Origin of the sequence: Streptomyces aurantiacus, from assembly GCF_001418335.1 — a bacterium.
GTDB lineage: Bacteria > Actinomycetota > Actinomycetes > Streptomycetales > Streptomycetaceae > Streptomyces > Streptomyces aurantiacus.
This window is the reverse complement of the sequence record NZ_LIPP01000054.1, coordinates 1-15,571: the sequence shown is the minus strand read 5'-3', so window position 1 is coordinate 15,571 and position 15,571 is coordinate 1. Positions and strand designations below refer to the sequence as shown.

Below are 15,571 nucleotides of genomic sequence, written 5' to 3'. Positions count from 1 at the left end.
CCCCCTCAGCCCAGTGGACCCGTCCCCGGAACCGCAGCCGGGTCCACTGGGCTGAGGGGGAGGGGGGCAGACAAAACCGGTGGTGCGGCGTGGACACGTCCACGCCGCACCACCGGCTTTTCAGGGGCGCGACCAGTCCCGCGTCGCGTCGTCAGCCAGAGACCTCGGACCGGTCCCCGCCCCACAGCGTGTGGAACGAGCCCTCCCGGTCGGTCCGCCGGTACGTGTGCGCCCCGAAGAAGTCCCGCTGCCCCTGCGTGAGCGCCGCAGGCAGCCGCTCGGCACGCAGCGCGTCGTAGTACGCCAGCGCCGCGGCGAACCCGGGCGTCGGCACCCCCTGCTGCACGGCGGCGACGAGCACCGCGCGCCAGTCGTCCTGCGCCGCACCGATCTCCTGCGCGAACGTGTCGTCGGAGAGCAGGCTCGGCAGGTCCGCCCGCGCGTCGTACGCGGCCCGGATCCGGTCGAGGAACGCCGCCCGGATGATGCAGCCCCCGCGCCAGATCGAGGCGACCGCGCCCAGGTCGATGTTCCAGTCGTACTCGGCACTGCCCGCCGAGATCTCGTGGAACCCCTGCGTGTACGACACGATCTTCGACGCGTACAGCGCCTGCTCCACCTGGTCGGCGAAGGCCGACGCCTCGGACTCGCTCAGCGCCGACGCCGTCGGCCCGGCGAGCCCGCGCGAGGCCTCACGCAGCGCGCTGTGGCCCGACAGCGACCGGGCGAAGACCGCCTCCGCGATGCCCGACACCGGCACGCCCAGGTCCAGCGCGATCTGCACGGTCCAGCGGCCCGTGCCCTTCTGCTCGGCCTGGTCCTGGACCACGTCCACGAAGGGCTCGCCCGTCGCCGCGTCCACGTGCGACAGGACCTCGGCGGTGATCTCGATCAGGTACGAGTCGAGCCGTCCGGTGTTCCAGGTGCGGAAGATGTCGGCGATCTGCGCGGGGGAGTAGCCGGCCACGTCCCGCAGCAGCTGGTACGCCTCGCCGATCAGCTGCATGTCGGCGTACTCGATGCCGTTGTGCACCATCTTCACGAAGTGTCCGGCGCCGTCGGGGCCGACGTGCGTGACGCACGGGGCGCCGTCGGCGGCCTTCGCGGAGATCTTCTCCAGCATCGGACCGAGCGAGTCGTACGACTCGACCGGGCCGCCCGGCATGATGCTCGGGCCGTGCAGCGCGCCCTCCTCGCCGCCGGAGATGCCCGCGCCGACGAAGTGGATGCCCTGCTCGCGCAGGTCGCGCTCCCGGCGCCGGGTGTCCGCGAAGTGCGCGTTGCCACCGTCGATGATCATGTCGCCCGGCTCCAGGAGCGGGGCGAACTCCTGGATCACCGCGTCGGTCGGCTCACCGGCCTTCACCATGATCACCAGGCGGCGGGGCCGCTCCAGAGCGGCCACGAACTCCTTGGCCGTCTCCGTCGCGACGAAGTCGCCCTCACTGCCGAACTCCTCCACCAGCGCGTGCGTGCGCGCCGCCGTCCGGTTGTGCAGGGCGACGGCGTATCCGTTCCGCGCAAAATTACGGGCGAGATTGCGCCCCATCACCGCGAGTCCCGTGACGCCGATCTGCGCTGAGCTGCTCATACGGTTTGGCTCCTAAGATCCTGAATCAGTGGTGCCGGTCCTGCCCGCCAGTATTGCCCCAGAGACCATCCTGACGTGCCGGTTCTCCGACCGCACATCCTGTCCTGCCGACGGTGTGTACGCAGAAGAGGCGCCCTCACCTCAGTGCTCGGGCGAACTTCGTCGTCACACCTGCCACCGGCATACACACCAACAGCCGCGAACCAAGGTGCATTCCTGGTCACTTGACGGGAAAGAGCGGCTGATTGCCCTCTTGTCATGGCCTGTTAACAGCGTTTACTTTTGCCGCTCCTGACGCTTGTCGAGGGGGCACCTCCATGGCCGTACGCGGTCGGCACCGCCGGTACCAGCCCAACAGGATCAACCGCGCGTCCCTCACCGTCACGGTGGGCGGTGCCGGAATGGCGATACCGCTCATCGGCACCGGCGTCGCGAACGCGGCCGACGTGGACACCTGGAACAAGGTCGCCGCCTGCGAGTCCACCAGCAACTGGGACATCAACACGGGCAACGGCTACTACGGCGGGCTCCAGTTCAGCCAGTCCACCTGGCAGGCCTACGGCGGCAGGGCCTACGCGGCACGCGCCGACCTCGCCACCAAGGACCAGCAGATCGCCGTCGCCGAGAAGGTCCTCAAGGGCCAGGGCCCCGGCGCCTGGCCCGTCTGCTCGGACCAGGCGGGGCTCACCCGCGGCGGCGACAGCCCCGACATCAGCCCCGCAGGAACCGCCCCGCAGACCACCAAGCGCAAGGCCGACGTACAGCCGCAGACCACACCCCAGTCGCGGGCCGGCACCGCCGAGATGTACAAGGTCGTGCGCGGCGACACGCTCTCCGACATCGCGGGCACCCGTGACGTGCCGGGCGGCTGGCGGCAGTTGTACGACGCCAACCGCCGGACCGTCGGCTCGGACCCGGACCTGATCCTTCCCGGTCAGCGACTGAGCCTGCGGACGAAGGCCACGACGGGTTCGAACGGCCCCGCCACGTCGTCGCCCGACAAGGCGGAGAAGAAGGAGAAGTCGCAGGCGTCCGAGAAGAAGTCCCGGAAGCCGGAGAAGAAGAAGGAAGAGAAGGCCGACGCGAAGCCGGCGAAGTCGCAGAAGCAGACCCGGTCGGTCACGCACACCCTCACCGCCCCGGTGAGCGCGGGCACCGGAACGCCGTACCACGCGACGGGCTCCTCCTGGTCGAAGGGCTACCACACCGGCGTCGACTTCCCGGTGCCGACCGGCACGTCCATCAAGTCGGTCGGCGCGGGCAGCGTGGTGACCGCCGGATGGGGCGGCTCCTTCGGCTACCAGGTGGTGATCCGGCACGGCGACGGCCGCTACACCCAGTACGCCCACCTGTCCGCGATCTCCGTGAAGGCCGGGCAGAGCGTGGGTGGCGGCCAGCGAATCGGCCGCTCCGGCTCCACGGGCAACAGCTCGGGCCCGCATCTGCACTTCGAGGTGCGGACGGGGCCCGGTTTCGGCAGCGACGTCGATCCGGTCGCCTACCTGCGCGCCGGCGGCGTCAGGATCTGACCGTCAGGTTTTTTGACCGTCAGGATTTGACGCGGGAGCGCATCATCATCGGTGCGGGCAGCAGCAGCGGCATGCACGGAACGCCGTAGGAGAAGCCGGGCCACGCAGCCTCGTCCTCCTCCGGGTCCGAGCCGTCCGGCGCGTCGCCGGGCGGCGGAGGGCCGTTGGAACCGGGCGGCGACACAAGGCTCTCCGCCCGCCCGGAGGCGAGTATTCCGCCCGGCGCGAGCGCCTCTTCCCGTGCCCCCGAGGAGATCCGCCGCTCAGCGGAAACTGTCTGTCCGGGAAGTACGGAGGCCTTCTCGTCGAAAGCCCTCGAAGCCACCAGAGCTCCCGACGGCGCTCCCGCCACGATGTCCACGGGCGCTCCCGCCACGGTGTCCACGGCCAGGGGGGTCGTCGGGGGTGTGGCCAGGGGTGCGGCTCCGGCCGCCGACGCGACCGGGTCCGTACGCTCCACGTCATGCTCCGAGTCACGCTCCGGGTGGCCGAGGCGCTCCGTGGTGAGCAGGATCAGACCGCCCGCGGCGACGACTCCGCAGCCCAGGGCGAGCATCGTGCCCGTCTCGCCGTAGCGGAACGTCTCACCGAACATGGTGATGCCCACCGCGGCGGCCACGATCGGGTTCACCACGGTCAGCGTGGCCAGCGGGGCCGCGAGTCCGGCGCCCCGGTAGGAGGCCTGCGACAGCAGCATTCCGGCGGTCGCCAGGACGCCGATCACGGCGAGGCTCGGCAGGTCGGCGAGCGAGACGCCGCCTGTCCAGTCCACCGCGACGGTCTTCGTGAACACCGAGGACATACCGAAGGCGACACCCGCCGCGATCGCCAGCAGCACACTGCGTACCGCCGGGTGCCGGTGCGCCGCGCGGGCCGCCGTCATCAGCGCCACCACCGCGCCGCCGGTGACCAGGGCCACCACGACGCGCTGGGTGCTGCTCAGGGACTGCGAGTCGGCCGTGCCGACCAGTGCCAGCAGTCCGGCCAGACCGACCGTCGCCATGATCGCGCCCCGCCAGGCCGTCGCCCCGGCCCTGCGGCGGACGAAGAAGGCCGCCATGGGCAGTGCGAACACGATGGTCAGCGCGCCCAGCGGCTGAACCAGGCTGAGCGGCCCGTAGGCCAGCGCCACGACGTGCAGCAGCCCGCCGAGGGCGTTGAGGCCGACCGCGGCCCACCAGACGGGATTGCGCATGGGAGCGTACGTACGATCCGGCGTGGCCGCCGCGACGCGTTCCTGCACGATGGCCCCGCCGGCGTAGGCGACGGCGGAGACGAGAGAGAGCACCACAGACAGCACGAGTGCACTCATGTGTCGCTCCTCTGTGTGTGACGGACACGCTCTGCTGAGCGGAGCGTCCGGTGCGGCGAACGGTCGGCTTCCATGGTTAATACGATCCCTTGCGAAAGGTCCCGTGTCGTCGTACCTGAGCAGTCATTGGGTCCTACTGCCGATGGAGTACGTCTTGCGCCCAGTCCTCCCCAGGTCTGGTGACACCGACTACAACCGGGCCGGTGGCGTCGTTATGCCCTCTTGGTGTACTTGGTCTTCGTGAACCTCGATCCGGACCCCGGCCGACTGCTCAGCTCCCTCGAATCGCTCGGAGGGTTCTTCGTCCTGCGTGGCCCGCGCACGGGACGCCCTGCGGTGCCGACGCTCGCGGACGCGTACGCGACTACTGCCCATGCGGCACGCAGCGTCACCGGCGAACCCGATCCGCTGACTTTCCGTGTCCGCAAGGTCGTGAGGCTGCTGGCCGCGCCCGAGGTGCGGATCGGGGTCTCGGTGGCGCAGCAGGGCCTCGCGGCCCGGCTCTGGTCGGTCGCCCTGGGCGCGGCCGTGCTCCACGGGCAGGTGCCGGACCTCGACCCCCGGCTGCTGCACTGGGACGCCGACGCCGGCGCACCCGACGACCTGTGGCTGTCCGAGGTGCGGGTGCTGCCCGGTGACGCGGCGACGCTCCTGCGGCTCGTGCACCACGGCCACCTGGAACCCCTCTCGGCGGCGCTGCGGGCCCGGCACCCGGTGGCCGCGGGACTGCTCCGGGGCAACGCCGCCTCCGCCCTCGCGGGCGCCGCACGCGAACTCGACCGGTGGGCCGCCGCCCACGGCCGCGCGGACGTGGCCGATCGCGCTCGTACGCTCGCCGCCGAACTCCTCGGCCACCCCGAGTTCCGGGACACCGGCACCCTCGACGGAACGGCCTTCCGCCGGCGCAGCTGCTGCCTCTACTACCGGGTCCCCGGCGGCGGAGTCTGCGGCGACTGCTGCTTCACGCGAGCCCCGCGGTCTTCCCCCACCGCCACATCTGGGTGACCATGTGGGTGGCCAGGTGGGACCAGCCGCCGAGACAGGGGGTTCCGGGTGCGTGTGGGACTGCTGACCCGTGAGTATCCGCCGGACGTGTACGGCGGAGCGGGGGTCCATGTCGAGTTCCTCGCCCGGGAGTTGAGGCCCCTCACCGACCTGGACGTGCACTGCTGGGGCGAGGGCGCCGCCGGCGGGGTCGTCCGGCACCGGCCCTGGCCCGTCCTCGACGGCGCCAACGACGCGCTGCGCACCTTCTCCGTCGACCTCTCCATGGCCGCCGCCCTGGAAGGCCGCGAACTCGTCCATTCCCACACCTGGTACGCCAACCTCGCCGGCCACTTCGCGAAGCTGCTGCACGGCATCCCGCACGTCATGACCGCCCACTCCCTGGAGCCGCTGCGCCCCTGGAAGGCCGAGCAACTGGGCGGCGGCTACGCCCTCTCCGGCTGGGCCGAGCGCACCGCGATCGAGGCCGCCGACGGGGTGATCGCCGTCTCCGGGGCCATGCGCGAGGACATCCTCGGCTGCTATCCGTCCCTGGACCCGGCGAAGGTGCACATCGTGCACAACGGCATCGACACCAGCCTCTACCGGCCCGATCACGGCACGGACGTCCTGGACCGGATCGGCCTCGACAGGTCCCGGCCGTACGTGCTGTTCGTGGGCCGCATCACCCGCCAGAAGGGCGTGCCCCAACTGCTGCGCGCGGTGCGCGACATCGACCCGGCCGCACAGGTCGTCCTGTGCGCGGGCACGCCGGACACCCCCGAGATCGACCACGAGTTCCGCGTCCTCTTCGAGGAGCTGAGCCGCGTCCGCGGGGGGATGCACTGGATCCCGCAGATGCTGCCCCGCCCGGACGTGATCCAACTCCTCACCCACGCGGCCGTGTTCGTCTGCCCCTCGGTCTACGAGCCCCTCGGCATCGTCAACCTGGAGGCGATGGCCTGCGGCACCCCGGTGGTCGCCTCCCGGGTCGGCGGGATTCCGGAGGTCGTTGAGGACGGCCGAACGGGGGTACTCGTACCCGTGGACGAGAACTTCGAGACGGGACTCGCGCAGGCGCTGGACTCGGTCCTCGGGGACGCCGGGGCCGCCCGGCGGATGGGCGAGGCAGGACGGCAGCGCGCGGTGGGGGAGTTCGGCTGGGACGCCGTCGCCCGTCGTACGGTCCGGCTCTACGAAGAGATCCTCAAGCAGGCGTAGCCCCGGCTGCGCGAGGGCAGGCATGGACCAACCAGGGTGAGGGGAGCGGCCATGCGTCGTGGTGGACCTTCGGTGCTCGGGATCGTGCTGGCGGGCGGGGAAGGCAAACGCCTGATGCCCCTCACCGCGGACCGTGCCAAACCAGCGGTCACGTTCGGCGGCACGTACCGCCTCGTCGACTTCGTCCTGTCCAACCTCGTGAACGCCGACATTCTGCGCATCTGCGTCCTGACGCAGTACAAGTCGCACTCGCTCGACCGGCACGTCACCACCACTTGGCGGATGTCCAGTCTGCTGGGCAACTACGTGACGCCGGTCCCGGCCCAGCAGCGGCTCGGCCCGCGCTGGTACCTGGGCAGCGCCGACGCGATCCTGCAGTCCCTGAACCTGGTGTACGACGAACAGCCCGAGTACGTCGCGGTGTTCGGCGCCGACCACGTGTACCGCATGGACCCCCGCCAGATGCTCGCCCAGCACGTCGACAGCGGCGCGGGCGTGACCGTGGCCGGCATCCGCGTCCCGCGCGCCGAGTCGTCGTCCTTCGGCGTGATCACCCCGGGCACGGACGGGCAGACGGTGGAGCGTTTCCTGGAGAAGCCCACGGACCCGCCCGGCCTGCACGACGACCCGGAGCGCGTCTTCGCCTCGATGGGCAACTACATCTTCACCACCAAAGCCCTGATAGAGGCGCTCCAGCGGGACGCCGAGGACTCGAACTCGGTGCACGACATGGGCGGTTCGATCCTCCCCCAGCTCACCGACCGCGGCGAGGCCCGGCTCTACGACTTCAGCGACAACCACGTGCCCGGCGAGACCACCCGCGACCAGGGCTACTGGCGGGACGTGGGCACCCTCGACGCGTACTACGACGCCCACATGGACCTGATCGCCGAGCGGCCCGCCTTCAACCTCTTCAACCGCAGCTGGCCCCTCTACACCAGCTCCGGCCAGCTGTCGCCCGCCCGGTTCAACGCGGGCGGCATCGCGAGCGAGTCGATCATCAGCGCGGGCTGCCTGATCCGGGGCCAGGTCACCCGCTCGGTGCTCTCCCCGGGCGTCGTCGTCGACCCGGGAGCCGTCGTCCAGGGATCCATCCTCCACGACAACGTGCACATAGGCCGGGGCGCCGTCGTGCGCGGCGCGGTCCTCGACAAGAACGTCCAGGTACCCCCGGGCGCGACCATCGGCGTCAATCCGGACCGGGACCAGGAGCTCTACACCGTCTCCAAGGACGGCGTGATCGCGCTCGGAAAGGGTCAGCAGGTGCCGTGACCGGCGCCTCAGGTGTCCCGGCGCCGGAACCGGCGCCGGAACCGGGGACGACCCGACGCGCCTCGGGGTGCCACGCCTCGGGGGAAACGTCCGTCGCGAGGTGATATCGCCCACTTCGCGGTAGCTCCCGGGTCGTCGCCGCGGACGCCCCGCGCCGCCCCACGCAGGTCAGGCGACGCCCCGAGGACGCCGGTCCCGCATGGCCCCGCAAGACCCGGTGATCATCGCGGGTTTGGTGCCTTTGCCCCGCGCTCCGTAAAATCCGGCCTTCGAAGGCGAGCGCGGTTCCAGCGCCGCGCGACAACCCGAGGAACGGCAACGGCGATGACGGTGACACAGGACAGCCAGGCGGCCCCCGCCGTGGACACGGCACAGGCCCCGGACGGCTCGTACGGTCCCGGCTCGTACGGTCCCGGTATCGACCCGGAGCGGCTGGCCGTCTGTCTCGCGGTGCTCGACGAACTGGAGAAGGTGGACGTCGACCACCCCGACGCGATCGCCGTGCGCCGCGCCACCGCGGGGATCTACCGCTCGGTCAAGCAGCGTCGCCGCCAGGAGCGCAGGGCCGCCAAGACCGCCCACGACAAGGCGGTCACCGAGGCCACGGCCACCGGCTCCGCCCAGCGCATCGACGACGAGACCGAGGGCGTCCTGCCGTCGTCCGTGACCGAGGCCGGCGCCATCGCGGGGATACTCCAGCGCCCCCGCTCCTGCTACACCTGCAAGACCCGGTACACCGAGGTCGACTTCTTCTACCACCAGCTCTGCCAGAAGTGTGCCGCCGAGAACCGTGCCCGCCGCGACGCCCGCACCGACCTCACCGGCAAGCGCGCGCTGCTCACCGGTGGTCGCGCCAAGATCGGCATGTACATCGCGCTCAGGCTGCTGCGCGACGGCGCCCACACCACGATCACCACGCGCTTCCCGAACGACGCGATCCGCCGCTTCAAGGCCATGCCCGACAGCGACGAGTGGATCGGCCGGCTGAAGATCGTCGGCATCGACCTGCGCGACCCGGCCCAGGTCGTCGCGCTCGCCGACTCGGTCGCCGCCGAGGGCCCGCTCGACATCCTGATCAACAACGCCGCCCAGACCGTACGCCGCTCCCCGGGCGCCTACAGCGAACTGCTCGCCGCCGAGTCGGGTCCGCTGCCCACCGGTGAGCTGCCGCCCGCCGAGGTCATCGGCACCTTCGGCTCCGGCGCCGTGTCCGCGCTCCCCGTGGCCGGGGGCGGCTCGCTGACCGCGCAGGACGTGACCGGCCTCGCGCTCCTCTCCGGTTCCGCCTCCCTGGAGCGGATCGCCGCCGGTACCGCCATCGACGCGGGGGGCCTCGTGCCCGACCTGCACGACACCAACAGCTGGATCCAGGCCGTCGAGGAGGTCACGCCGGTCGAGCTCCTGGAGGTCCAGCTCTGCAACTCCACCGCGCCGTTCATCCTCATCAGCCGGCTCCGCACGTCGATGTCGGCCGCCGACGCCGATCGCACGTACATCGTGAACGTCTCCGCCATGGAGGGCGTCTTCAACCGCGGCTACAAGGGCGCGGGGCATCCGCACACCAACATGGCCAAGGCCGCGCTCAACATGCTCACGCGCACCAGTGCCCAGGAGATGTTCGAGAAGGACCGCATCCTGATGACCGCCGTCGACACCGGCTGGATCACCGACGAGCGGCCCCACCCGGACAAGATGCGGCTGGCCGACGCGGGCTTCCACGCTCCGCTCGACCTCGTCGACGGGGCGGCGCGGGTGTACGACCCGATCGTGCGCGGGGAACAGGGCGAGGATTTGTTCGGGGTCTTCCTGAAGGATTACGCGCCCGGTAAGTGGTAGCCCGCTGCGCGGGGCTTCAGGCGTCGGGCGTCGTGGGGAGTCCGCGGGCCGGTGGGGGCTTGTCGCGCAGTTCCCCGCGCCCCTCAGGGGCGCCCGGCGTGCCCGGACAGCGGTCAGTCGACGGCGCCCAGGCGGGCGTGCCGGGCCGAGACGAGTTCCAGCACCGTGCGCCAGTCCTCCAGCACCCCGGCGTCCAGGCCCGCGGTCCGGGCCGACTCGTCGGCCTGGCGCAGGATCAGCACGTCGTCCATCACGGGCTCGTCCATGACCGGCCGGTGCACGGCCGGCTCCTGCACCCGGTCCTCCCTGTGGAGGCGTACGAGCAAGGAGACCCGCTCGCCCAGCAACGGCCGTAGCGCCCCCGCCGCGTGGTCGGCCCGACCCGTGAGGTCGCCCGGCCGCGACAACTGCCCGATGACGTGCACGAGACCCGCCACCTGGAGTTCCTTGTCCGCGGGGCGGCTTCGGCGCAGCAGCGCGGCGGTTTGCAGCGCGTGGTCGTGCAGATCGACCGGGGCACCGCCGGCGCAGGCGGTGCCCCGGGCCCCTCGGCAGGCGTGCAGCAGATCCATCAGCTCTTCGACACTGCGCAGCTCCATGCGCCAGTCCTCCCTGCGGGCGAGAAAGGCCGTCGTCTGACGCCAGCAGATCAGGGCCAGATTTCGATCGGGCCAACAGGGACTGAACTGTGCGCCGTGGGGGACCGGCCCCGGGTGGAGCCCCGGGGCGGGCCCGCGTCAGTGCCCGCGGTCGATCCACTCCTGGAGGTGCGGAGCCTCGGCGCCGACCGTCGTCGCGTCGCCGTGGCCGGTGCGGACCACCGTCTCGGCGGGCAGGTCGAGCAGCCGGGTCCGGATCGACTCGACGATCGTCGGGAAGTGGGAGAACGACCGGCCCGTCGCGCCCGGCCCGCCCTGGAACAGGGTGTCGCCGGTGAAGACGGTGCCCAGCTCCGGCACGTACAGGCACACGGCCCCCGGCGCGTGACCGGGTGTGTGCAGGACGGTCAGCTCCACTCCCGCCACGGTCAGCCGCTCGCCGTCGGACAGCTCGCCGTCCGGCAGTCGGTCCGGGTGCGTCTGCTTCCAGAGCGGGAGATCGTCCCGGTGAAGGAGGATCGGTGCGCCGGTGCGCGCCGCCAGCGCCGGGGCCGCGTCGATGTGGTCGTTGTGCGCGTGGGTGCAGACGATGGCGCGCAGCGCCCGGTCGCCGAGCGCCTCGGCGATGGCGTCGGCGTCGTGCGCCGCGTCGATGACCACGGCCTCGGTGTCGTCGCCCACGATCCATACGTTGTTGTCGACGTCCCAGGTGCCGCCGTCCAGGCTGAACGTGCCCGAGGTGACCAGGTGCTCGACACGGGCGGCCGGTGCGGCCGTCACAGCTCCACCACCGAGCGCAGGACGTCGCCCTCGTGCATGCGGTCGAAGGCCTGCTCCACCCCGTCGAGCGCGATGGTCTCCGTCACGAACGCCGCCAGGTCCAGCCGGCCCTGCTGGTGGAGGTCGATCAGCATGGGGAAGTCGCGCGAGGGCAGGCAGTCGCCGTACCAGGAGGACTTGAGGCTGCCGCCGCGGCCGAAGACGTCCAGCAGGGGTAGTTCGAGCTTCATCTCCGGTGTGGGAACGCCGACCAGGACCACTGTGCCCGCCAGGTCGCGGGCGTAGAAGGCCTGCTTGTACGTCTCCGGGCGGCCGACCGCCTCGATGACGACGTCGGCTCCGAAGCCGCCGGTCAGTTCGCGGATCGCCTCGACCGGGTCCGTCTCCTTGGAGTTGACGGTGTGGGTGGCGCCCATCGTGCGGGCCTTCTCCAGCTTCCGGTCGTCGATGTCGACCGCGATGATCTTCGCGGCGCCCGCGAGGTTCGCCCCGGTGATCGCCGCGTCGCCCACGCCGCCGCAGCCGATGACGGCCACCGAGTCGCCGCGGCTCACGCCGCCGGTGTTGATGGCCGCTCCGATGCCGGCCATCACGCCGCAGCCGAGCAGGCCCGCGACCGCCGGGGACACGGACGGGTCGACCTTGGTGCACTGGCCGGCCGCGACCAAGGTCTTCTCGGCGAAGGCGCCGATGCCCAGGGCGGGGGAGAGCTCGGTGCCGTCCTCCAGGGTCATCTTCTGCTTCGCGTTGTGCGTGTCGAAGCAGTACCAGGGGCGGCCGCGCCGGCAGGCCCGGCACTGGCCGCACACCGCACGCCAGTTGAGGACCACGAAGTCGCCGGGGGCCACGTCGGTGACGCCCTCGCCGACCGACTCGACGACGCCCGCCGCCTCGTGGCCGAGCAGGAACGGGTAGTCGTCGCTGATGCCGCCCTGCTTGTAGTGCAGGTCGGTGTGACAGACCCCGCAGGCCTGCACCTTCACCACGGCCTCGCCCGGCCCCGGATCCGGGATGAGGATCGTCCGGATCTCTACGGGCTCGTTCTTGCCGGGCGCGATGACACCGCGTACCTGTTGGGCGGCCATGGCGGACTCCTTCACATGGGCGTGGGCAGTGGGGCATTGATCATGTTGGCACAGGGCCGGACGAGTGGGTCGCCGCCTGTGGACAACCGGGCGAAACGTATCGAACGGACAGTCGGGGGACAATCAGCCGGGCAGCCCGACAAGCGGTCGGACAACGCCGTACGGACACCGGCCGACTCCAGATGGTTACACCTTATTTTCAGCCCCATCGAGCGGCAGTCCGCTCATTTGGTTACCCTGTACCCGGCGGACAGCTCATTTGGGTTCCACCCACACCCACGGTCCGTCCCGGGACAAGCCAGTCACCACGGCCTGCTCTCATGTGAGTCGACCGGCGCCACCGCGTCAGAAGTGCCTTTACTCAGACCCGAGTGGACGTCAGGCGACCAACAGCAGAGTGGTCCTGCACGCCCCGAGGGTGATCCGACACAAAAGGAGTGCGCGGTGACACCGGAGAAGACGAATCTCGATCAAGGTCCCGAGGAACGTACGGAGCATACGGACCGGGCGGAGAAGCTCGGCAGCCTCGACGTGTGGGCCAGGTCCGCCCCCATCCGTCTGGCGGGCTACGAGGACGACCTCGCCGAGCCCCACATCCTGCCCAGCGTGGACTGACCAGCCAGGACCACCGAGGGACCCGCGCAATCGCTGATCGGCATGGACGTGCCAGACTCGTGTTCCATGCCCACGACCACCTCCACGCCCATGCCGATTAGAGAAGCCGTGGCCGACGACTGGCCACGGATCTGGCCTTTCTGGCACCGCATCGTCGTTGCCGCCGAGACCTACGCCTGGGACCCGGACACCTCCGAAGAGGACGCCCGCGCCCTGTGGATGGCACCGGGAAAGCGTGTCTTCGTCGCCGAGGACACCACCGGTGCCGTCGTCGGCTCCGCCTATGTCACCCCCAACTACGGCGGCCCCGCTGCCGCTGTCGCCAACGCCGCATTCATGGTCGACCCGGAACACACCGGCCGGGGCGTCGGCCGGGCCCTCGCGGAGCACGTCCTGCGGACGGCCGCGGCCGACGGCTACCGGGCGATGGTCTTCAACGCCGTCGTGGAGACCAACCCCGCCGTGAAGCTGTGGACGTCACTGGGCTTCACGATCCTGGGCACGATCCCCGAAGCGTTCGACCACCCGACCCACGGCAGGGTCGGCCTGCACGTCATGCACCGAGCACTCTGACCACTTGGGGCCGGGCACGTTTCAGGGCATGCCCCACCTGGACATTTGCCCCGCCCCTCTTGGACTCGAACTTCACCGCTCCCGCCTCTGAGTTGGGAGGGGGGAGCCGGAGGGGGCAGGCCCCCACCTGCCAGGGGCGAGGGGACGCGGAACGGTGTCGGTGCGCCCGTCTAGGCTCCGATCCCATGTCCTCCTCCACAAGCACACCCGATCCCGGTTCCGATCCCGAGCCCGGTTCCGATCCCGATTCCGGCCTCGTCCCCGGCGCCCGCGTCGCCGAGCTGCGGGCCTTACTGGAAGACCCCTCGCGAGCCCCCTCGCCGTCCCACGCCGAGGAGGCCGTCCGCGAACTGATCACTGTCTCCGACGCGGGGGAGGCGCTCGGCCTGGCCGCCGAGTTGGCCGGGGCGACCCAGTTGTCACATGTGCAGTTGTTGGGTCTGTGGCCGACCGCCGTGGACCCGGACGGGTACTGCGCCGCGCTGCTGGCCCCGGCGATGGCCCGCGAGGGCGTGACGAGACTGAGCCTGCACTCGGTGACGTCACTGCGTGGGCTGCGCCATCTGACGATGCTCCGCGAGCTCAGGATATTCCGCTGCAAAGAGGTCACGGACATCACCGACCTGGCCGCGCTGACCGGCCTCGTGGAGCTGGACCTGGACGGTTGCGCCGGCATCCACGACCTCACACCGCTCAGCGGCCTGACCGCGCTGACCGGTCTCGACCTGCACCGCTGCCGCGCCGTCGAGGACACCCGGCCGCTGCTCACCCTGAAAAACCTGCGGCGCCTGGATCTGAGCATGACCAAGGTGCGCAGCGCCGACGGATTCGGCGCGGCCTTCCCCGAGTTGCAGACGCTCAGCCTCCAGGGCTGCCGTTCCTTCAAGGACCCTCACCACCTCTCCGGGTTGCGCGGACTCACCGACCTCGACGTGGGCTGGACCGGCATCCGTGACCTGGACGGGCTGTTGGACGTGGGCAGTGTCGGCACGCTCGACCTCACCAGTTGCAAGCGCCTGACCAGCCTCAAGGGCATCGACGCCATGCCCGCGCTCACCAGCCTGAAGCTGGACAAGTGCACCCGGCTGAGAAGCGTCGAAGGCTTGGGGACGCACCGCGACCTGAGCCGCGTCGACGTGGAGGACTGCCCCGACCTGCGGGACCTGCGCGGGCTGGCGCCGCTCTCCGACCTGCGCCACCTGAGCCTCAAGAACTGCGAACAACTGGCCTCTCTCGCGGGCCTGGAGTCCCTGACCTCGCTGGTCGTTCTGGACATCGAGGCATGCCCCCAGCTGACCGACCTGTCACCGCTCGCCGGACTGCCGGCGTTGAGCTTGCTCTATCTGGTGGGACTCGACCGGCTCGGCGACCCGGCCTCGCTGGGCACGCTACCGATCCTGGAGCAACTGGTCGTCAGACACTGTCCTGAGCTGCGCAGTCTCCACGGCCTCGGTGAGCAGCCGCGACTGGAGGAACTGCAGGTCGACGGCTGCCGGAACCTGCGGGAACTGGGGTCGCTCGGCCACCTGCGCGCGCTGCGCGAACTGCGTGTGGAGGACTGCCCTTCCCTGCTGACGCTGGAGCACGTCGGCGAACTGCCCGCCCTGGAGGAGGTCTGGATCAGCGACTGCGCGGTGCTCGGCGATGTGGCCGGGCTGACCGGTTCCCCCGTACGGGACCTGGGCCTGTCGAACCTCCCGGTGCTGGCGGACTTCGCTGTCCCGGGACTGGCGCACCTGCGCACGCTGAAGGTCTACCGCTGCCCCCGCGTACGGACCGTGCTCGCCGAGCGGTGCGAGCACGTCCTGCTCTTCGACACGCCGTGGAAGGACCTGTCCGGCCTGCGAGTCGGCCCCGCTCTGCGCGAGATCCAGTTGTTCTCGGACGACCTGGCGGACATCAGTGCCCTGGCGGAGCTGCCGGGCCTCGTCGATGTGGACATCGACTTCTGCACCCGGCTGAAGGACTGGAGTCCGCTGCTGGACATCCCGGCTCTTGAGCGGGTCAAGCCGCCGCGTTACCAGGTGTACGACATCGAGCAGAACGGAGGCACCGACCCGGTGCTGGACACGCTCGCCGCCAGGGGAGTCACCCGGTACGAGTGAGCCCCCGGGCAGGCGTTTCGTGGGAGCCGGCCCCGTCCCGCCCCTCCCCGCTCAAGCCCCGCAGGGCCC

General features: G+C 70.8%; 13 protein-coding genes. 8 read left to right on the top strand and 5 right to left on the bottom strand.

Features of this window, described 5'->3' with window-relative positions; genetic code table 11:
* Positions 1-151 precede the first annotated feature (151 nt).
* On the bottom strand, positions 152-1,591 hold the full coding sequence (gndA, locus tag AOK01_RS08465) for an NADP-dependent phosphogluconate dehydrogenase (RefSeq protein WP_055510087.1): 1,440 nt from the start codon (positions 1,589-1,591) through the stop codon (positions 152-154).
* Between the two features lie 317 nt (positions 1,592-1,908).
* On the opposite strand from gndA, the gene AOK01_RS08460 reads away from it, so the two are divergent.
* Entirely contained in the window at positions 1,909-3,120 is a 1,212-nt protein-coding gene (locus AOK01_RS08460) for a transglycosylase family protein (protein ID WP_055510085.1), read from the top strand.
* A gap of 19 nt (positions 3,121-3,139) precedes the next feature.
* Here the strand turns inward: AOK01_RS08460 and AOK01_RS08455 are convergent, their stop codons facing one another.
* Positions 3,140-4,432 (bottom strand): DMT family transporter, encoded by a 1,293-nt coding sequence (locus AOK01_RS08455; RefSeq protein ID WP_055510083.1) that lies wholly within the window; start codon positions 4,430-4,432, stop codon positions 3,140-3,142.
* A gap of 240 nt (positions 4,433-4,672) precedes the next feature.
* Between AOK01_RS08455 and AOK01_RS08450 the strand changes: the two genes are divergently transcribed.
* The 4 genes from AOK01_RS08450 to AOK01_RS08435 all read left to right on the top strand — a co-directional run bounded on the left by AOK01_RS08450 (position 4,673) and on the right by AOK01_RS08435 (position 9,745).
* Positions 4,673-5,437: a (2Fe-2S)-binding protein gene (locus tag AOK01_RS08450; RefSeq protein WP_055510090.1), complete on the top strand. Its 765-nt coding sequence runs from the start codon at positions 4,673-4,675 to the stop codon at positions 5,435-5,437.
* Positions 5,438-5,485: 48 nt separating this feature from the next.
* A complete protein-coding gene (glgA, locus tag AOK01_RS08445) occupies positions 5,486-6,637 on the top strand; it encodes a glycogen synthase (protein ID WP_055510081.1) in 1,152 nt (383 codons plus the stop codon).
* Positions 6,638-6,688: 51 nt separating this feature from the next.
* Positions 6,689-7,909 carry a glucose-1-phosphate adenylyltransferase gene (gene glgC / locus AOK01_RS08440; protein WP_079103259.1) on the top strand — a complete coding sequence of 407 codons (1,221 nt, stop codon included), beginning with the start codon at positions 6,689-6,691 and terminating at the stop codon, positions 7,907-7,909.
* Positions 7,910-8,233: 324 nt separating this feature from the next.
* On the top strand, positions 8,234-9,745 hold the full coding sequence (locus AOK01_RS08435; RefSeq protein ID WP_055510077.1) for an SDR family NAD(P)-dependent oxidoreductase: 1,512 nt from the start codon (positions 8,234-8,236) through the stop codon (positions 9,743-9,745).
* A gap of 113 nt (positions 9,746-9,858) precedes the next feature.
* On the opposite strand, the gene AOK01_RS08430 is transcribed toward AOK01_RS08435, so the two are convergent.
* The 3 genes from AOK01_RS08430 to AOK01_RS08420 all read right to left on the bottom strand — a co-directional run bounded on the left by AOK01_RS08430 (position 9,859) and on the right by AOK01_RS08420 (position 12,209).
* On the bottom strand, positions 9,859-10,344 hold the full coding sequence (locus tag AOK01_RS08430; protein WP_055510075.1) for a hypothetical protein: 486 nt from the start codon (positions 10,342-10,344) through the stop codon (positions 9,859-9,861).
* A gap of 138 nt (positions 10,345-10,482) precedes the next feature.
* Positions 10,483-11,124, bottom strand: coding sequence for an MBL fold metallo-hydrolase (locus AOK01_RS08425; protein ID WP_055510073.1), 642 nt, complete (start codon positions 11,122-11,124; stop codon positions 10,483-10,485).
* On the bottom strand, positions 11,121-12,209 hold the full coding sequence (locus tag AOK01_RS08420) for an S-(hydroxymethyl)mycothiol dehydrogenase (RefSeq protein WP_055510070.1): 1,089 nt from the start codon (positions 12,207-12,209) through the stop codon (positions 11,121-11,123). Before AOK01_RS08420 ends, AOK01_RS08425 begins: the two co-directional genes overlap by 4 nt.
* 444 nt (positions 12,210-12,653) lie before the next feature.
* On the opposite strand from AOK01_RS08420, the gene AOK01_RS44030 reads away from it, so the two are divergent.
* The 3 genes from AOK01_RS44030 to AOK01_RS08410 all read left to right on the top strand — a co-directional run bounded on the left by AOK01_RS44030 (position 12,654) and on the right by AOK01_RS08410 (position 15,502).
* Positions 12,654-12,824 carry a hypothetical protein gene (locus AOK01_RS44030; protein ID WP_169800111.1) on the top strand — a complete coding sequence of 57 codons (171 nt, stop codon included), beginning with the start codon at positions 12,654-12,656 and terminating at the stop codon, positions 12,822-12,824.
* Positions 12,825-12,914: 90 nt separating this feature from the next.
* Positions 12,915-13,397 (top strand): GNAT family N-acetyltransferase, encoded by a 483-nt coding sequence (locus AOK01_RS08415; RefSeq protein ID WP_055510088.1) that lies wholly within the window; start codon positions 12,915-12,917, stop codon positions 13,395-13,397.
* Between the two features lie 185 nt (positions 13,398-13,582).
* Positions 13,583-15,502 (top strand): leucine-rich repeat domain-containing protein, encoded by a 1,920-nt coding sequence (locus AOK01_RS08410; protein ID WP_055510069.1) that lies wholly within the window; start codon positions 13,583-13,585, stop codon positions 15,500-15,502.
* The last annotated feature ends 69 nt before the right edge of the window (positions 15,503-15,571 follow it).